Origin of the sequence: Bacillus sp. B1-WWTP-T-0.5-Post-4 (assembly GCF_009183795.1) — a bacterium.
Classification (GTDB): Bacteria; Bacillota; Bacilli; order Bacillales; family Bacillaceae_G; genus Bacillus_A; species Bacillus_A cereus.
Genome location: NZ_WEIJ01000008.1, coordinates 181,823 through 199,576, shown reverse-complemented (window position 1 = coordinate 199,576; position 17,754 = coordinate 181,823). Strand labels below are relative to the sequence as shown.

The window sequence follows — 17,754 nt, the reverse complement described above, 5'->3', positions numbered from 1 at the left end:
ATCTATAGTAACAATTTGAGACCTGCTGAAATTCAGCAGGTTTTTTTACTAAAAACTGATGTTTAAAAGGAATTAGGAAAAATTATAAAGTGAAACTTTAATTAGCCTACACCAATCGGACGTTTACCGGCATCCAGCTTCTGAATTTTGAGGCGTGAATCTTACTACTCACAATTAGCGGGATAAAATGAACACTAATTTCTTTTAACGTCACTAAAATATCACTTGCTAACATATTGTAATGAATGTATAGTATCATGTTGTACATTCATTATGACAAGAGAAAGGATCTTATTAAGGGTATGAAACTTGGTGCTCGCATTTTAAAAACGGGTATTGCCATCACGTTAGCTTTATTTGCTTGTATTTTAATTCAATTACCGAGTCCGGTATTTGCGGGAATTTCAGCTATCTTTGCTGTCCAACCGTCTGTATACCGTTCTTATTTAACAGCACTTGAACAAATTCAAGCAAATGTAATTGGTGCGATATTTGCTATCGCATTTGCTACTGCTTTTGGACATAATCCTTTTATTATTGGATTAACATGTATATTAGTAATTGCTCTTACATTACAATTACGATTAGAAAACACAATATCAATTGCTTTAGTAACAGTTATCGCCATTATGGAGTATCAAGGCGAAGATTTCTTTAGTTTTGCCTTACTTCGATTTGCGACGATTATGATTGGTATTATTGCGGCTTCACTTGTAAATTTAGTATTTATGCCGCCAAAATATGAAACAAAACTTTATCATCGTATCGTTGATAATACAGAAGAAATTGTAAAATGGATTCGAATGAATAGCAGGCAGGCTTCTGATTTTACAACGCTAAAAACTGATATTGATCGTATGAAAGAAAAAATGATCAAACTAAACCATTACTATTTGCTGTATAAAGAAGAAAGAAGCTACACGAAAAAAGTAAAGTTCGCAAAAATTCGTAAGCTCGTTTTATTCAGACAAATGTTAGCGACAACAAGCCGTGCTTTAAGTACGTTAAAATCATTACACCGTACTGAAAATGAACTGCGCTATATGCCGGAAGAATTTCAGGAATCTATCCAAAACGAACTTGACTCATTAACGCATTATCATGAACAAGTTTTATTAAAATTTATTGGTAAAGCAAAAAAACAACAATCAGTTGAAATGCTTGATGAAGTTGAAACAGGTAAACAAGAATTAATTGATATCTTTATGGAATATCAAAATAAAGACGATGAAGAAGCATATAAAACATGGTTACATCTCTTCCCTCTTATTTCTTCCATCATTAACTATAGTGAAGAAGTAGAGCATTTAGATTTGCTTGTAGATAGCTTCTACACATACCATAAACCAGAAAAAGAACTCCAAATCGATGATAAAAAAGAAGACGAATAAAAAACAGCTCCTTTTATGCTAAAGGAGCTGTTTCTGTTATATGTTGAAGTTGATATAAATTGTAATAAAATCCTCTTTTTCGCATTAACTCTTCATGAGAACCAGTCTCTTTAATCTCACCGTCTTCAATGTAAATAATCGTATCAACATGCGTAATCGTCGCTAATCGATGTGCAATTATAATCGTTGTCCGGTCAGCAGCTAACGTCTGAAGCGCCTCTTGAATATACCTTTCATTTTCTAAATCTAATGCTGAAGTTGCTTCATCTAATATAAGTACCGAAGGATTCTTTAGAAACACTCGTGCAATTGCCACGCGTTGTCTTTGCCCGCCCGATAGCTTCACACCACGTTCTCCAACGACAGTATTATAACCATCTGGTAAGTCTATAATAAAATCATGAATTTGCGCAGCTTTAGCAGCTGCAATCACCTCTTTCTCTGTAGCCTTCGGATTTCCATATAAAATATTAGCTCCAATTGTATCGCTAAACAATAAATTATCTTGCAGTACAATTCCAATATGACTACGCAAATTTCTCATATTATACTTTCTTACATCTATGCCATCTACATAAACCGTGCCTTCAGAAACATCATAGAAACGCGGGATCAAACTAGCAAGAGATGACTTTCCTCCCCCACTCGCTCCTACAAGCGCTACTTTCTCTCCAGGTTGCATAGTTAATGACAAGTTGTGTAATATCTCTTTTTCATCTGCATTATAACGAAAAGAAACATTGTCAAATACAATTTCTCCATTTAATTTTTTCGTTTGTACCGCATTTGGTACATTAACAATATCGTATTTTTCATCTAACAGTTCAAACACACGGTCCATCGATGCAAAAGATTGTGTTAATGTTGTAGATGAATTAACAAGGCGGCGAAGCGGACTATATAAACTATCCATATATCCAACAAAAGCTACCATCGTTCCTAGCGTTAACTGCCCTTGAATTACTTCATATGCTGCAAAACCAATCACAAGTAACGGACCTAAATCGGTTAACGTGTTTACTGCCGAAAATGTTCTTGCCGTCCAACTTGTATGGGTTAATGCTTTCGTTAAAAATTCATTATTTCTTTTTTCAAACTGCTTCCCCTCATACTCTTCTAACGCAAAGCTACGTGTCACTTGCATTCCTTGAATACGTTCATGCAAATACCCTTGCATCGTCGCTAACGCTTGTGAACGCTCTTTCGTCAATTTCCGAAGACGTCCGAAAAAATATTTCACTGCAATTACATAAATAGGTAAAATCAATAACGCAACAAATGTTAATTTTATATTCATAGAAAACATAACAATGATAGCAATAGCAATTGTTGCAGTATCTAACCAGACGTTCATCAAACCAGTAATTACAAAATCTTTCGTTTGTTCTACATCATGGATGACACGCGAAATAATCTCCCCTGTTTTTGTATTGGAGTAATAACGTAAACTTAACTTTTGTAAGTGACCGAAAATATGCTTCCGCAAATCATACAGTATTGTATTTGCGATACGTTGGGCGAAATATTGACGATAATATTCAATCGGTGGTCTTAATACCGCAAAAATAAAGAAAGCAATTCCAATCGCTGTTATTAATTGAGATGTTTTATCTTGAAGTGAGCCAGCGCCTTGAATTACATCATCGATAATATACTTTAATAACCACGGCATAATAAGTGGGATACCGAACTTAACTAGTCCAATAATAATTGTAATAGCAATAAGCCATCGATATGGTTTAACAAATTGTAAATATCTTTTTATGCCTTGCACATAATCCCCCCTCTAATAGGACAAACCTGCCGGGAAGCCCCCTGCAGGTTTGTTTTAATTTCTGTACATTAAATATCGTTCATACCACATATCTACGAAATCTGGTGCAAATGGACCTTTTCTTTGATGAATCCACTGTGTTAAATGTGCTACATTTCGTTTTAAAATTGTATCAATAACAGGTGGATACTGCATAATTTCACTATGTTTTTCATACTCATCTTCATCTAGAAGCGTATATGTCATATCTGGATATACTTTAATATCTAAATCATAATCAATATACTTTAATGCTTCAGGATCATACGCAAAAGGTGAGCTTAAATTACAATAATAATATACGCCATCTTCCCTAAGCATCCCAATCACATTAAACCAATAGTTGGCATGAAAATAACAAATTGCTGGTTCACGAGTAATCCATGTTCGGCCATCCGATTCTGTAACTACTGTACGATCATTCGCTCCGATTACAAGACTCTGTGTCCCTTTTAAAATTGTTGTTTCTTCCCACATTCTATGAATGGAGCCATTATGTTTATAACTATGTATTTGTACTTTTTCTCCTTCTTTGGGAAATCCCATATATGCTCCCTTCTTTCAACTGCAAATGCCCTTTGAACGGCATTCACTTTTTTTCTATTATAACTTTTTTGTCGAAATTTTAAAACTAAAGGGATAAGACTCTATTTTTCAAACTGAATATGCAGGAGGTTTATCGTTGAATACTATGCCCCACCGCTTCTTAGGAGATAAAAGGATTGTACTGTATTATTTATAAGCGAGGACACGTAATAGAAAAAGCCCTTCTCTATTTCCATACAAAGAAGGACTTTTCACCTAAAGATAACAATATATCTTATCCTAAATTTGAAATCATTTTTTCAGTTGCAAAAGATTGAATTACACTATTCGTTTGTTCTTCAAATTTCTCATGTAACATCTTCAACGCTACTTCTGTTCTATATATTTCCTGGCGGATAAAATGCAGTTCTTTTTTATCGCACGTATCTTTTTCATTCATTTCAATTTGTTGATACTTCTCTAGATGTGCTTGTAACTTTAACAATTCATCCATCGTTTCTAATTGCTCCCCTACCAACTTATCAAAATCGTTCATTACTTACCCCCTTTTGGACTTATTCATCAGTTATTATTCCTAATTACATAATTCTAATTGTTAACTTCCTTCTCCTTTGACTACATTTGTTGACTTATTAGAAGTTATGTCGTTCGCTTTCTTTTCATTACAACGATCCACGCAAAAAGAAAACACTTCTCCCGAATTAGAGAAGTGTTTTTCTTTCATTACTGATTTGAGCTAGAAGATTGTGATTGTTTTGCAGCTGACTTAGCATTTTGTTTTTTCACAGAATGCACGTCTGTTTCAGTTGCAAATTCTGTACCATAACTAGCGTTTGCACTTTGTGCACCAGAAGCTTGTGCTTTCTTTGCTTCTGATTGTGCGTTTGCTTGTTTTACAGCTTGTACATCTGTTTCAGTTGAAAACTCTGTACCATAACTAGCATTTGTACTTTGAATGCTAGCACCAGAAGTTGCTTTGTTATAACCTTGTTGTTTTTTACTCATCTTTCTCACCTCCACAATCAATAATGTAACCAATTCACTTAGAAGCTATCCGTAATTTTCTTTTGAATAATTTCCGCATATATCTTTTGTTACTTATTCAAACTATAAGAAATGGAGGTGGAAATATGTATATAGGACGCGATATGACTGAACTAACGATGATTTCAAAAAATGAATGGAAAGAAGATGAATTAGCTTATTTTCATCACTCACTACAACAGGTTCTGCCTTATTTAAATGTAGAAGGGCAAAGTATTTACAAAGAAATTGTAGTAGAAATCGAATCAAGAGGCGGCTTACAAGAAGGTGAAGCTAGTTGGACTCATGGGACAAAAATTTCTTACGATTAAAAAAGTGTTCCCTAGATTGGGAACACTTTTTTATTTATTGCATTGTAATTTTCTCCACACAATTTTCATAAATAGTACGGTGTGATTTTGAGAAAGGTAATTGCTCAAATACCTCTTTCGATACAAATTTTAATGTATCTGTATCAACAATATTACCGGTTACTTTTCCGTAAAATACAAATATATCCCAAGTACGATGTGTAAACGTATGTTGTACATTCATTGCGTATTCATCAATAGAAACCTCGAGCTCAAATTTTTCTTTCATATAATCTATAAGCTGTTCCTTCTGATTTCGAATACCTTCTCCAAGTTCAGCATTAGGAAACTCCCACATGTTAGCTAACAAACCTGTACTTGGACGTTTATTAATAACGTAACGACCGTCTTCAGTTTGAAGTACGCCTGCAACAATAGGTACCATTTTAGGAGCTTTCGCTTTACTTTTTACTGGTAATTCTTTTTGAACACCTTCAGCATATCCTCTGCAATGCTCACGCACAGGACAAAGTAAGCACGATGGATTTTTAGGAATACAAATCAATGCACCTAATTCCATCAATCCTTGATTAAAATAAGATGGGTTTTCTACTGAAATAATTTCACGCACAATCTCTTCAAAAACTTTTCGAGTCTTTGGTTTTGCAATATCATCCCATACTGATAAAATACGAGATAATACACGCATAACATTTCCATCAACTGCCGGCTCTGGTATACCATATGCGATACTTAAAATAGCACCTTTTGTATATGGTCCTACTCCTTTTAACTTTTCAATTTTCTTTACATCACTTGGTACAACCCCGCCGTATACTTCTTTTACCTCTTTTACTGCCGCATGTAAATTACGTGCTCTAGAATAATATCCTAAACCTTCCCATGCTTTTAATACTTCTTCATCATCAGCGTTCGCTAACGCTTCAAGTGTAGGAAACTTCCCCATAAAATTTGCGTAATATGGTTTTACAGCTTCTACTCTTGTTTGCTGCAACATAATTTCAGAAACCCAAACGCGGTATGGATCTTTATTCTTTCTCCACGGTAAGTCGCGCTGTTCTTCTTCAAACCAACCAATTAAATCATTTTGAAACTGCTCTATATTAAAATTGTTTAGTATTTCAAGTGTCAAACTTGATCCCCCTCATTTTTTTGCATATAAGTACTATTATAAAGATTTTAGGAAAAAATTTAAGTAAGATGACATAGGAAATAGAAGGCAAAGGACTTGAGGTATCGAATAAAAAGAGTTACATTAATAAAAAACGGAGGTGGATTTCTATGGACACAGCCACTCACCTTGTTATGGGTATCACTTTAGGTAGCTTAGCAACATTAGATCCAGCCATAGCACAAAGTGATATTGGCCCCCAAGCTGTTATGCTTGCTACAATTGCTGGTTCCAACATTCCTGACATTGACACAGTTTTAAAATTGCGTAATAACGCTAAATATATAAGAAATCATCGTGGGATTACTCATTCTATTCCTGCGGTAATTCTTTGGTCATTCCTTATAAGTGGCATCTCTTTCGCCTTCTTTTCAGAAGCTCCATATCTTCATCTACTACTTTGGTCATTTATTGCCGTCTTTCTTCACGTCTTTGTAGATATTTTCAACGCCTATGGTACACAAGCATTACGACCTTTCACAAAAAAATGGGTCGCACTTGGCATAATTAATACATTCGATACCGTAATTTTCTTTATCCATATACTTGCAATTGCTTGCATGCTCGTCGGTTCTCATAAGGGATATACAGCTTTAGCGGCATATATATTAATGATTGTTTACTATATCGGACGGATTATGATGCACAGAAATATAAGAAGCGTTGTACACAAACGTTTCAAAAATGTCGAAAAGATTATCATTTCTCCTTCTTACCGATTTTATCATTACCATTTAGCAGTCGTTACGGCTGATTATTACTACGTTGCGAGATGGCACCGTGGTAACATCATGATATATGATAAGTTCGATCGGATACCGTTCCCAGACAATAATATTATGCGAGCAGCTAAACAAGATGAAAACATCTCAGCCTTCCTATCTTTCTCTCCTGTATATCGCTGGGATATTTTTGATCATGACCATTATTATGAAGTACGATTCATTGATTTACGATATCGAAGTAAAGATTATTATCCATTTGTTGCAATCGTTCAGCTCGACCACAATTTAAATATTATTAGTTCCTATACAGGATGGATCTTTAGTGAAGAAAAGCTTCGAAAAAAACTGGAATTACTTCCACATTAAAAAAAGCGACTTAAGTCGCTTTTTTTAATGTTTCAAATGATCTTCTTGATTAATTAAATGACTATACTTCGGATTATTTGTCCGCATTTCATGAAGGCGTACACCATGATTATTAATCCATGATCGTACCACTTGTTCCGTCATTTCATCGCCTTGATAACGACCTGATTTTGCATAAGTTGTTTGAAAATCTTCCCATAGTAACTCAACCCACGCACGAGCTTGTGCGTAAGAAAGCTTGTCATTCTTGTCTAATAATTCTTTCGTTAATGTTTCATAAATATCATTCATATTATAATCTCCTTTTACCTATTTATCCCTTCATTTCTAAAGGATAGTTTCTTCAATTTTGCACATTCTATAATTGATACTTCTTAAAGAGGTATCAACCGATAATGAGGAGGGCGTTCGCAATGGGTAAACAAGCCGAATTTTGGTCTGAGTCAAAAAACAACAGCAAAATCGACGGTCAACCGAAAGCGAAATCACGCTTCGCTTCGAAACGACCTAACGGCACAATTAACACGCACCCACAAGAACGTATGCGTGCTGCAAATCAGCAGGAAGAATAGTACAAATTAAATTAACTTCCTACACGAGGTGATAAAGATGAGCTACCGTGATCGCTTAGATAGTCGTTCTGAATTATTTAACCATACGTGGACTCGTCCAAAACATGCGAAAGCACAAGTTAACGGACAGACGCAACAAACCCAGTCTCTCATTATATTGGCAAATGAATGTAAAAAACGCCAATTTTAGAATCTCCTATCTCCTTTAACGCCTACCAAAGATGAAAACCAGAGAGATATATGCTCTCTGGTTTTCATCTTTCTTGCAATAAGGAAATTGGTATGCCAATCTCTTCATTATCATTTTGCTTATATCCCCAAGCAAATACCCCATTGAAATACGTAATTTTAAATAATACACCAGGTTCTTCTACTAATTCATATGTTTCACCAATACGGAATTTGTTTACATCCGTCATATAAGCACGAGCCATTGCCATTTTTCTCATTAATACATCAAATTCATTGACAATCCCAAGCTGCTCAGCTTTTACTGCTTGCTCCTTCAAAGCGCCAATTTCTTCCCTTAGCTCATGCGGTGTCATTTCACTGTAGCGTTTTGGCATATTCATCTTATTCTCCTCATTCCTCTTCGCGTTTCATTTGCAAAAATATCTCGATTTCATCAATAGAGAATCCTTTTCGATATAACGCTTGTTTCATCTTGTTTTCAAATGTCCATCCATCATACTTCTTATATTTCTCATAATATTTATTCCCATGATAGTGTAACGCTTCTTGTTGCTTTTCGTCATCTTTTTCGTCTTTCAATTCTTCCAAACAAATTTGAATTACTTCTCTAGAATATCCTTTTCGAACAAGCATCTCATCTAACTTTAGTTTCATTTGTAAAAAAGAATGTTTTTGATAAGATTTTTTCTTCTTCTCTATGAGAAACAAGGCATTCTCAATTTGCTTTTCCTTCGGATATTCTTGTAAACTATGTGTAATAATTAAATCCTGAACACCTTTATTTAATAACTCTCTTTTAATAACAGTTGGACCTTTTCGATTCACATTACTTTGCGTTCGCGTATATAAAACAGCATACTCTTTATCATTAATATATCGGTCATGTAATAATTTCGAAACGACTTCAGAGATGATGGCCTGTCCCACTTCTTTTTTTCGTAAAAAATCTTCTATTTCTTGTTTTGTTCTCATTTGATAGGATAAATAGGAGATTGCTTGTAAATATGCTTTTTGTACTTCTTCATTGTACAAAATATTTCCTAACTCGATTTCATCAATTTCTAAGCCTTTTTGTAATCCATGTTTTATTAAGATTACTTGATCCACACTAAATCCGTACTCTTCGCCTTGACCTTTATCAATATAAATATTAAATCGTTCTTTCGATCGTTTTTGTACTTCTATTTTTGTAATGACAGCCATACTCTCACCTCTCTATTATTTTAACATAGTCGAGGAACATTTTTTCTTTTCAAGAATATATATAATGAGGAGGAAATACTTGTGAAAATCGCAATTTCTGGTGGTACAGGCTTTATCGGTAAATCCCTTTCTACTTTTTTTATTCAAAAAGGATATACTGTTTACATTCTCACACGAAAAAAAACTACTGAAACTTCCGATCCTAACCTTCAGTATGTTCAATGGACACCAGATTTACAAACCTTCCCCCTCTCTTCTATTGATATAGTTATTAATCTAGCCGGAGAGTCTATTAATAGTAGATGGACAAAGCAACAAAAGAAAGTCATTTTAAACAGTAGAATTCAAACAACAAAAGGAATCATTAAACAATTGCAGACACTCCATACAAAACCACACACATTTATTAACGCAAGTGCTATTGGATACTATGGAACGTCTGAAATAGAGTCTTTTACAGAACAGCATGAGACTCCTGGAAATGACTTTTTAGCAAATACAGTATATTCATGGGAACAAGAAGCATCTAAAGCACGTTCTCTCGGAATACGAACAATCTACGCAAGATTTGGAGTTGTATTAGGTGCAAATGGAGGAGCTCTTCCCAAAATGCTACTTCCCTATCAATTCTATATCGGCGGCACCATTGGTTCTGGGAAGCAATGGTTATCATGGATTCATATAGACGATGTCGTTCGTATGATGGATTTCATCATACACAAAAAAGAAATTGATGGTCCTCTTAATATGACAGCACCAACACCCATAAGAATGAAGGAATTTGGAGAAAACATTGCAACTATAATGAAAAAACCTCATTGGTTGCCTGTACCTTCATTTATCATTCAAACTTTACTGGGTGAAATGAGCATACTTGTACTAGAAGGGCAACGTGTATTACCCATTAAGGCAATTGAACATGGATACCAATACACATTTCCGGCAATAGACCATGCATTACAAAATATACTTTCGCATACAATGTAGTACTTCTAAAACACAATTTTACATGGGCTCTTTCAAAACTTTCATTTTCTAGGATCCTAAGCATTACCATACAAATAACCTTTCAGTTACTTTCCCTTAACTTCCATTAGCATTATAAAGTAACAGAAATGAGGTACCTATGAAAATATTGCTCAAACAAGCCATTGTATACCCTATTACATCTCAAAAGTTTCAAGGAGATGTACTCGTTACAGGAGAGCGAATTACCGAGGTCAAACCTTTTATTCAACCTACTCAAGATATGACCGTTATAGATGCACGAGCACTCCATCTCTTACCTGGCTTTATTGATGTCCATACTCACCTTGGTCTCTATGATGAAGGTACTGGTTGGGCTGGAAATGATGCCAATGAAACATCTGAAGTTTCAACACCACATATTCGTTCTTTAGATGGAATCCATCCTTTCGATATTGCCTTTCAAGACGCTGTACAAAACGGAATTACAACCGTTCACGTTATGCCTGGCAGTCAAAATATTATCGGGGGTACTACTTGTGTAATAAAAACAGCTGGAACTTGTATTGATCATATGATTATTCAAGAACCTGCTGGTTTAAAGATTGCCTTTGGAGAAAATCCTAAAAAAGTCCATAGTAATGGAACAAAAGAATCCATTACACGTATGGGGATTATGGGGTTACTTCGGGAATCATTCTATGAAGCACAACACTACGGGCACGAAGCTGATTTTAGAATGCTTCCTATTTTAAAAGCATTACGTCGTGAAATACCCGTACGTATCCACGCTCACCGAGCAGATGATATTAGTTCTGCGCTACGCTTTGCAACGGAATTCAACCTCGATCTACGTATTGAACATTGTACAGAAGGACACTTTCTTGTTGAAGAGCTTTCGAAACACAATTTGAAGGTTTCAGTTGGTCCCACTCTGACACGTCGTTCTAAAATCGAACTAAAAAACAAGACATGGGATACTTACCATATATTATCTAAAAATGGTGTGGAAGTTTCTATAACAACAGATCATCCTTATACACCCATTCAATATTTAAATATTTGTGCCGCTGTTGCAGTAAGAGAAGGGTTAGACGAGAAAACAGCACTAGAAGGAATCACCATATTCCCAGCGCGAAATTTGCGTTTAGAGGATAGAATTGGAAGCATTGAGGTTGGAAAAGACGCCGATCTCGTGTTATGGACTCATCATCCTTTCCATTATTTAGCCAAGCCTGTACTAACTATGATTGATGGAAAAATAATTTACAAAAAAAATAAAAAAAACTAGTTTATTTTTTTGACTAGATAAAGTATTATACGATTATAAACTGAATGAAACCATAATCAATTTGTGTCGTGATTATCATTTTCAAATTGATGAATGGGGAAGGCAAATGGTGCGCCACCAGCGTTAGAAACTGGTTCTAGTGGGTTCGATTCCCACCCCGAAATTTTTTAAAGATTGATATAAAAATTTCGAGGGTGGGGTGTTTTTTCGTCATGCTACCCTCGTGTGAGGAGGAGTTAGTATGTTGAAAAAACGCGACTTACACGACAGCCACGTTCTATACGAGTTAATGGTGGATCCAGCTGTCTTCCCTTTTGTGCGTCAAAAGGCTTATTCTTATGAAGAATATTTATTCTTAACAAAACAAACGATTGAAGCTGAAGAACGTGGTGAATTAATTTCACGCACAATTTTAGATGAATGGGGTAACCCTATCGGAACAATTACTTTATTTGATGTGCAAGAAAAAGCTGGATTTCTCGGGACATGGCTTGGCAAACCATATCATGGAAAAGGCTATAACAAATTAGCAAAAGATTCATTTTTTAGTGAACTTTTCTATGAATTAGATATTGAAACAATTTTCATGCGTATTCGTAAAATAAATATTCGTTCTATTAAAGCTGCAGAAAAACTGCAATATGTGAATCTAGCAAACGAAACAAGAAAAGCCGTATATGATGAAATTAACGCAAACGAAGAAGTGTATAACTTATATGAAATTCCAAAAGATCAATACACACTTGCTACAATGCGAGATACAACCTTCCAAGATGCTCATCAATTAAAAGAAGCGTAATCTAAATTTTCTGAAATGATAATCAATCGTTAACATTTTCCATATGCGTATATCCCCTCATGTCTTTGGAAACGATAAATAGTAACTTTAAGACACGAGGTGATTTGTAATGGATAAAAAGAAACGTGATAAAGCAAAAAACACATTATCTAGTACACAAGAAGTTCTCTATCAACGCGAATTTCAAAAAGCAGATCGTGCAGCAGGATATCGCTCGAAAAGCATTTAAAGTGAAAATGAATAATTAGAAGTTTCCCCCCTAATTATTCATTTTCATTACATAATTTTCTCGACTGATAGAAGTAAGCAAAAAAGCCCCTTATACATAAGGGACTTTTTTTGCTGTGGACAACTTTATCCACAAAACCAACAGAATTGTTAGTAATTTTCAAAAACATTTAATATTTTTCTATATTAAAGCATATATCAGCTGTTTTAATTGTGGATATTTTTCTAAAAATTGTGGACAATGTGGATATAGTTGTTAATATTCCGACTTTACTGTTTAATGAAAGCGTAATCCTTTTGTGGATAACTGGCTGAATTTTCTTTGAAAATAATAAAGAACCCTCTTTACATATACAAAGAGGGTTTCATATTAAGTAAAAGATTGTGCAAGAGCAGGTGATTTAATAGGTATATGACGCGGTTCTGCATGATTTTCTGCCAAAATTGCATCTACAATATGACCAGCTGGCTCTGGAAGATAGATGCTTTTCATTGCTTCTTTCATTTGAAGAAGCTTCACATCATCTTGTAATAATGCCTCTGTTTTTGCAAAAACCTCACTATCATCGCGAATGACAACTGCTGCTCCCTTTCTTTCAAAGTACATCGCATTTTCATTTTCTTGTCCTGGAACAGGCTTATATAAAATGACAGGTACTTGCAACGCTGCTGCTTCACTTAATGTTATTCCGCCTGGCTTCGTAATCATACAAGAAGTAACACGGAATAATTCATCAATATTTTCAACATACCCAAACACTTTTAATGCATCGGAATTTTGCTTCTGTAAACTTAATAAATCCTGTTTTAAAGCTTCATTTTTCCCACAAACGACAACTATTTGTAAATTAGGCACTGACATAAATGATTGGCATAGTTCTTTTACATTTCCTAATACCCCATGAGCACCTGCTACAATTAGTAAAATCTTTTTATTCTTACATAACTGATATTTAGTATATATGATTTCCGGATTTACCTTTAACTCAAAACTACTCCGAATTGGAATTCCTGTTTCAACAATTTGTTCCGCAGGTACACCGATATCAACCATCAATTCTTTCACATGATCCGTTGCAACAAAATAACGATCTACTTCTCGATGAATCCATATTTTGTGCACGCAAAAATCCGTTAATACGTTATAGACAGGAATTGAAATACCTGTTTGTTTCTTCAATTCTGGTACAGCGATAATTGGAAATGTATTAATTACAATATCTGGTTTCTCCACCTGTAATAGTGTTTTCAAACGTTTTCTTCCAAAGTTCGCATACCAAGATGCTATTTTCTTATCATAAATTTTTTCTACCCCGTAATAAAACAAACGATATAATTCTTTTCCTATTGTATAACTTTTTAAATATAGATATTTTGTAATGTCAGTTATAAATGGATGTGATTCTCCAAACAAGTCGCATACAATAACATCTTCAATTCCTTTTTGGCGAAATGTTTGTTCTAATGTTTTTGCTACTTGCACATGACCATTACCGTAATGTGCAGTTAATATTAAAACCTTGGGGTTTTTTATCAAACAAATCCACTCCTAGCTTTTTGTTTCTCCATATTGCATATACGACAATAGGAAAAACATTTTCCTTAAAAATTACATAAACAGATTCTAATAATTCCCTTTCAGCTATGTACCTGTCGTGGATATGCAAAGCATATAAGATTGACCCCTTAATCCTATCTGTGCTCATATCTTTACATTATACTTTCCTATAAGAGCTTTCGCAATAACTTACAAATGTTCTCTATTCCATGATACTCACTCTTTTACTTCTTAATTCTTTTTACTATTTTGATTTCCCTTTACAATTATGTAAATTTCTCCATTTATTCCGTACAAAATTATGGATATTCTACTTTCAGTATACTCTTTTATCAATATATACTCTAGATTTTATTGTAAAGAAAGCAAAAAGCCTAATCCAATATTTGGATTAGACCGCTTGTAAAATATATTTAGCATGTTCTACATTTTTCTCAGTAGGTGGTTCTACATTTGCGAGTGGATACTTGTGTCCAAGCGCCTCCCATTTATATACACCAAGCTTATGATATGGTAACACTTCAACTTTTTGAACATTAGACAGACTTTGAATAAAGCTAGATAGTTTTTGTAGATCCTCTTCATTATCCGTAACACCAGGAACTAATACGTGTCGTACCCAAATTGGTTTATTCTTATCCGATAAATAACGAGCAAATTGTAAAATATGTTCATTTGGTTTCCCTGTTAATTTACGATGCTTTTTGGAATCGATATGTTTCAGATCCAATAAAACTAAATCTGTATAATCCATTAAAATATCTAGCTTATTTTGGAATTCTGGTTCCTCAGAATAACAACCACCAGAAGAGTCGATTGTGGTATGGATACCAGCCGCTTTACACTTTTTAAACAACTCAATTAAAAAGTCTAGCTGTAATAATGGCTCTCCACCGCTAACTGTTATACCGCCTCCGGAAGCTTCAATAAATGGAAGGTAACATGTCACATCCTGCATCACTTCTTCAACTGTTATTTCTTTACCTTTACCGATTTCCCACGTATCAGCATTATGACAATATTGACAACGTAATAAACACCCTTGTGTAAATATGACATAACGAATCCCCGGGCCATCAACAGTACCACAAGACTCTACAGAATGTATTCTTCCTTTTACCATGTTACTTCCTCCTTTATTGAAACAGCCTCCCTTCGCTATATATTAAGAGCGAAGGGACACTTTTTTCATTTACATGCTTTCATGCATTGTACGGTTAATTACATCAATTTGTTGTTCACGAGTTAATTTAATAAAGTTTACAGCATAACCAGATACACGAATTGTTAATTGTGGATACTTCTCAGGATGTTCCATTGCATCCATTAATGTTTCACGGTTAAATACGTTAATATTTAAGTGGTGCCCTTCTTTTACTGCATAGCCATCAAGCATTGATACTAAGTTACGTACTTGTACATCATCTTCTTTACCAAGTGCTTTCGGAATAATAGAGAATGTATTAGAAATACCATCTTGTGCATCTTCATATGGTAATTTAGCCACAGATAATAATGAAGCTAATGCACCTTTTGTATCACGTCCATGCATTGGGTTCGCACCTGGTGCAAATGGTTCTCCAGTACGGCGGCCATCTGGAGTATTACCAGTTTTCTTACCGTATACAACGTTAGATGTGATTGTTAAGATTGACATTGTATGAACAGAATTTCTGTATGTTTTATGTTTACGAAGTTTATTCATAAATGTTTTTACAAGATTTACAGCAATCTCATCTACACGATCATCATTGTTACCGTATTTAGGGAAATCTCCTTCAATCTCGAAGTCAACTGCAATACCATTTTCATCACGAATTGGTTTTACTTTTGCGTATTTAATTGCACTTAATGAATCTGCTACTACAGATAGACCAGCGATACCTGTTGCCATTGTACGAAGAACGTTTGTATCATGAAGTGCCATTTCAATACGTTCATAGCTATATTTATCATGCATGTAATGGATAACATTTAATGTGTTTAAATATAGACCCGCTAACCATTCCATTGTCATATCAAACTTATGCATAACTTCTTCATAATTTAATACTTCAGAAGTAATTGGTGCGTACTCAGGACCAACTTGTGCTTTTGACTTTTCATCTTTACCACCGTTAATCGCATATAATAATGCTTTCGCTAAGTTTGCACGAGCTCCGAAGAACTGCATTTGTTTACCGATTCTCATTGCAGATACGCAACATGCAATACCGTAATCATCGCCGTATTCAGGACGCATAATGTCATCATTTTCATATTGAATTGCTGATGTTTTAATAGACATTTTCGCACAGTAGTTTTTAAAGTTCTCTGGTAATTGTTTAGACCAAAGAACAGTTAAGTTTGGTTCTGGAGCTGGTCCTAAATTATCTAATGTATGCAAGAAACGGAATGAGTTCTTTGTTACTAATGGACGACCATCTAATGCCATACCACCGATAGATTCAGTTACCCAAGTTGGGTCACCAGAGAATAATTCATTATAATCAGGTGTTCTTGCGAATTTCACAAGACGTAATTTCATAATGAAGTGATCTACAATTTCTTGTACTTCTTCTTCTGTTAAAGTACCATTTGCTAAATCTCTTTCAATGTAAATATCTAAGAATGTAGAAGTACGTCCAAGACTCATTGCAGCCCCGTTTTGCTCTTTAATCGCTGCAAGGTATGCGAAGTATAACCATTGGAATGCTTCTTGTGCATTTGTTGCTGGCTTAGAAATATCGAAGCCATGAGAAGCAGCCATTTCTTTTAACTCTTGAAGTGCACGCATTTGCTCAGATAACTCTTCGCGTAAACGCATCGTATCTTCGCTCATTACACCACCAGTTAAATTCAAATCAGCTTTTTTCGCTTCAATTAAATGATCAATACCATATAACGCTACTCGGCGATAGTCACCGATAATACGTCCACGTCCGTATGCATCTGGAAGACCAGTAATAACACCTGATTTACGTGCATTTCTCATTTCTGGTGTGTATGCATCAAATACACCTTGGTTATGAGTTTTTCTCCACTCTCTAAAAATACGACTAAGTTCTTTATCCATTTCGTATCCATAAGATTCACAAGCTTGTTCTGCCATACGAATACCACCATATGGTTGTAAAGAACGTTTAAATGGTTTATCAGTTTGGAAACCGACTACTTTTTCAATATCTTTATTTAAGTATCCTGGGTCATGTGATGTAATAGAAGAAACAATTTTTGTATCCATATCAAGAACGCCACCGTTTTCACGTTCTTTCGTTGTTAAATCCATTACTTGATCCCAAAGTTTTTTCGTTGCTTCAGTTGCTTCTGCTAAGAAAGATTCGTCCCCTTCGAAAACGTTTACATTATTTAAAATGAAATCGCGAACATCAATCTCTGCTTTCCATTTTTCACCTTTAAAGTTTTCCCATGCGTTTTTAACATTTTCTATTACTTGAGTCATCCTAATCTCCTCCATTTTTGATTAGTACAGGACTAAGATTTTTTATATAACAGCTTACACACTTAGAATACTACTTTTTTACGAAAGTGAACGAAATAGTTGTGACATGTTTGTGAAATATTGAGCAAACTACTAT

General features: G+C 34.8%; 20 protein-coding genes. 9 read left to right on the top strand and 11 right to left on the bottom strand.

Annotated elements, in window-relative coordinates; genetic code table 11:
* The first annotated feature begins 302 nt into the window (after nucleotides 1-302).
* Entirely contained in the window at nucleotides 303-1,391 is a 1,089-nt protein-coding gene (locus GBN91_RS22795) for an aromatic acid exporter family protein (protein WP_152122403.1), read from the top strand.
* Between the two features lie 13 nt (nucleotides 1,392-1,404).
* Here GBN91_RS22795 and GBN91_RS22790 read toward each other — a convergent pair whose 3' ends face one another.
* From GBN91_RS22790 to GBN91_RS22775, 4 genes are all read right to left on the bottom strand, one after another.
* On the bottom strand, nucleotides 1,405-3,165 hold the full coding sequence (locus tag GBN91_RS22790) for an ABC transporter ATP-binding protein (RefSeq protein WP_001161598.1): 1,761 nt from the start codon (nucleotides 3,163-3,165) through the stop codon (nucleotides 1,405-1,407).
* 54 nt (nucleotides 3,166-3,219) lie between these two features.
* Entirely contained in the window at nucleotides 3,220-3,750 is a 531-nt protein-coding gene (gene ntdP, locus GBN91_RS22785) for a nucleoside tri-diphosphate phosphatase (protein ID WP_000506622.1), read from the bottom strand.
* 274 nt (nucleotides 3,751-4,024) lie between these two features.
* The gene (locus GBN91_RS22780) at nucleotides 4,025-4,285 is read right to left on the bottom strand and encodes a YgaB family protein (protein WP_000997575.1); all 261 of its coding nucleotides are present in this window, start codon (nucleotides 4,283-4,285) and stop codon (nucleotides 4,025-4,027) included.
* A 188-nt stretch (nucleotides 4,286-4,473) separates the two neighbouring features.
* Entirely contained in the window at nucleotides 4,474-4,755 is a 282-nt protein-coding gene (locus GBN91_RS22775) for a gamma-type small acid-soluble spore protein (RefSeq protein ID WP_000039046.1), read from the bottom strand.
* Nucleotides 4,756-4,880: 125 nt separating this feature from the next.
* On the opposite strand from GBN91_RS22775, the gene GBN91_RS22770 reads away from it, so the two are divergent.
* A complete protein-coding gene (locus GBN91_RS22770; protein WP_000275436.1) occupies nucleotides 4,881-5,105 on the top strand; it encodes a hypothetical protein in 225 nt (74 codons plus the stop codon).
* A gap of 34 nt (nucleotides 5,106-5,139) precedes the next feature.
* On the opposite strand, the gene mutY is transcribed toward GBN91_RS22770, so the two are convergent.
* Nucleotides 5,140-6,237 (bottom strand): A/G-specific adenine glycosylase, encoded by a 1,098-nt coding sequence (mutY, locus tag GBN91_RS22765; protein WP_000171397.1) that lies wholly within the window; start codon nucleotides 6,235-6,237, stop codon nucleotides 5,140-5,142.
* A 149-nt stretch (nucleotides 6,238-6,386) separates the two neighbouring features.
* Between mutY and GBN91_RS22760 the strand changes: the two genes are divergently transcribed.
* Nucleotides 6,387-7,367, top strand: a complete 981-nt coding sequence (locus GBN91_RS22760; protein ID WP_000379109.1) for a metal-dependent hydrolase — start codon at nucleotides 6,387-6,389, stop codon at nucleotides 7,365-7,367.
* A gap of 24 nt (nucleotides 7,368-7,391) precedes the next feature.
* On the opposite strand, the gene GBN91_RS22755 is transcribed toward GBN91_RS22760, so the two are convergent.
* Complete coding sequence (locus GBN91_RS22755; protein WP_000998166.1) at nucleotides 7,392-7,658, bottom strand: YfhJ family protein; 267 nt, start codon at nucleotides 7,656-7,658, stop codon at nucleotides 7,392-7,394.
* A gap of 122 nt (nucleotides 7,659-7,780) precedes the next feature.
* Between GBN91_RS22755 and GBN91_RS22750 the strand changes: the two genes are divergently transcribed.
* Nucleotides 7,781-7,939, top strand: coding sequence for a small, acid-soluble spore protein K (locus GBN91_RS22750; protein ID WP_000517891.1), 159 nt, complete (start codon nucleotides 7,781-7,783; stop codon nucleotides 7,937-7,939).
* 37 nt (nucleotides 7,940-7,976) lie between these two features.
* Nucleotides 7,977-8,129: a YpzG family protein gene (locus tag GBN91_RS22745; RefSeq protein ID WP_000122093.1), complete on the top strand. Its 153-nt coding sequence runs from the start codon at nucleotides 7,977-7,979 to the stop codon at nucleotides 8,127-8,129.
* Between the two features lie 64 nt (nucleotides 8,130-8,193).
* Here GBN91_RS22745 and GBN91_RS22740 read toward each other — a convergent pair whose 3' ends face one another.
* Together GBN91_RS22740 and recX are read right to left on the bottom strand one after the other, a co-directional pair.
* Nucleotides 8,194-8,511, bottom strand: coding sequence for a YfhH family protein (locus GBN91_RS22740; protein ID WP_152122401.1), 318 nt, complete (start codon nucleotides 8,509-8,511; stop codon nucleotides 8,194-8,196).
* Nucleotides 8,512-8,521: 10 nt separating this feature from the next.
* Nucleotides 8,522-9,334, bottom strand: a complete 813-nt coding sequence (gene recX, locus GBN91_RS22735; protein WP_025710264.1) for a recombination regulator RecX — start codon at nucleotides 9,332-9,334, stop codon at nucleotides 8,522-8,524.
* An 81-nt stretch (nucleotides 9,335-9,415) separates the two neighbouring features.
* Here recX and GBN91_RS22730 point away from each other — a divergent pair, with 81 nt between their 5' ends.
* From GBN91_RS22730 to GBN91_RS22715, 4 genes are all read left to right on the top strand, one after another.
* The gene (locus GBN91_RS22730) at nucleotides 9,416-10,321 is read left to right on the top strand and encodes a TIGR01777 family oxidoreductase (protein ID WP_000684379.1); all 906 of its coding nucleotides are present in this window, start codon (nucleotides 9,416-9,418) and stop codon (nucleotides 10,319-10,321) included.
* Between the two features lie 139 nt (nucleotides 10,322-10,460).
* The gene (locus GBN91_RS22725; RefSeq protein ID WP_000698317.1) at nucleotides 10,461-11,591 is read left to right on the top strand and encodes an amidohydrolase; all 1,131 of its coding nucleotides are present in this window, start codon (nucleotides 10,461-10,463) and stop codon (nucleotides 11,589-11,591) included.
* A 241-nt stretch (nucleotides 11,592-11,832) separates the two neighbouring features.
* Entirely contained in the window at nucleotides 11,833-12,390 is a 558-nt protein-coding gene (locus GBN91_RS22720) for a GNAT family N-acetyltransferase (RefSeq protein WP_000914737.1), read from the top strand.
* Between the two features lie 109 nt (nucleotides 12,391-12,499).
* Entirely contained in the window at nucleotides 12,500-12,619 is a 120-nt protein-coding gene (locus GBN91_RS22715; protein WP_000358482.1) for a YfhE family protein, read from the top strand.
* Nucleotides 12,620-12,988: 369 nt separating this feature from the next.
* Here the strand turns inward: GBN91_RS22715 and GBN91_RS22710 are convergent, their stop codons facing one another.
* The 3 genes from GBN91_RS22710 to pflB form a co-directional block, all read right to left on the bottom strand.
* On the bottom strand, nucleotides 12,989-14,155 hold the full coding sequence (locus GBN91_RS22710; RefSeq protein WP_000594690.1) for a diglucosyl diacylglycerol synthase: 1,167 nt from the start codon (nucleotides 14,153-14,155) through the stop codon (nucleotides 12,989-12,991).
* A gap of 412 nt (nucleotides 14,156-14,567) precedes the next feature.
* Nucleotides 14,568-15,299: a pyruvate formate-lyase-activating protein gene (pflA, locus tag GBN91_RS22705; protein WP_000238458.1), complete on the bottom strand. Its 732-nt coding sequence runs from the start codon at nucleotides 15,297-15,299 to the stop codon at nucleotides 14,568-14,570.
* A gap of 69 nt (nucleotides 15,300-15,368) precedes the next feature.
* Nucleotides 15,369-17,618, bottom strand: coding sequence for a formate C-acetyltransferase (gene pflB, locus GBN91_RS22700; protein ID WP_152122399.1), 2,250 nt, complete (start codon nucleotides 17,616-17,618; stop codon nucleotides 15,369-15,371).
* Nucleotides 17,619-17,754: the final 136 nt, after the last annotated feature.

Coding starts and splice junctions, on each gene's coding strand:
- GBN91_RS22795 (WP_152122403.1), top strand. CDS start 303: ATGAAACTTGGTGCTCGCATTTTAAAAACGGGTATTGCCATCACGTTA.
- ntdP (WP_000506622.1), bottom strand. CDS start 3,750: ATGGGATTTCCCAAAGAAGGAGAAAAAGTACAAATACATAGTTATAAA.
- GBN91_RS22780 (WP_000997575.1), bottom strand. CDS start 4,285: ATGAACGATTTTGATAAGTTGGTAGGGGAGCAATTAGAAACGATGGAT.
- GBN91_RS22775 (WP_000039046.1), bottom strand. CDS start 4,755: ATGAGTAAAAAACAACAAGGTTATAACAAAGCAACTTCTGGTGCTAGC.
- GBN91_RS22770 (WP_000275436.1), top strand. CDS start 4,881: ATGTATATAGGACGCGATATGACTGAACTAACGATGATTTCAAAAAAT.
- GBN91_RS22760 (WP_000379109.1), top strand. CDS start 6,387: ATGGACACAGCCACTCACCTTGTTATGGGTATCACTTTAGGTAGCTTA.
- GBN91_RS22755 (WP_000998166.1), bottom strand. CDS start 7,658: ATGAATGATATTTATGAAACATTAACGAAAGAATTATTAGACAAGAAT.
- GBN91_RS22750 (WP_000517891.1), top strand. CDS start 7,781: ATGGGTAAACAAGCCGAATTTTGGTCTGAGTCAAAAAACAACAGCAAA.
- GBN91_RS22745 (WP_000122093.1), top strand. CDS start 7,977: ATGAGCTACCGTGATCGCTTAGATAGTCGTTCTGAATTATTTAACCAT.
- GBN91_RS22740 (WP_152122401.1), bottom strand. CDS start 8,511: ATGAATATGCCAAAACGCTACAGTGAAATGACACCGCATGAGCTAAGG.
- recX (WP_025710264.1), bottom strand. CDS start 9,334: ATGGCTGTCATTACAAAAATAGAAGTACAAAAACGATCGAAAGAACGA.
- GBN91_RS22725 (WP_000698317.1), top strand. CDS start 10,461: ATGAAAATATTGCTCAAACAAGCCATTGTATACCCTATTACATCTCAA.
- GBN91_RS22720 (WP_000914737.1), top strand. CDS start 11,833: ATGTTGAAAAAACGCGACTTACACGACAGCCACGTTCTATACGAGTTA.
- GBN91_RS22715 (WP_000358482.1), top strand. CDS start 12,500: ATGGATAAAAAGAAACGTGATAAAGCAAAAAACACATTATCTAGTACA.
- pflA (WP_000238458.1), bottom strand. CDS start 15,299: ATGGTAAAAGGAAGAATACATTCTGTAGAGTCTTGTGGTACTGTTGAT.
- pflB (WP_152122399.1), bottom strand. CDS start 17,618: ATGACTCAAGTAATAGAAAATGTTAAAAACGCATGGGAAAACTTTAAA.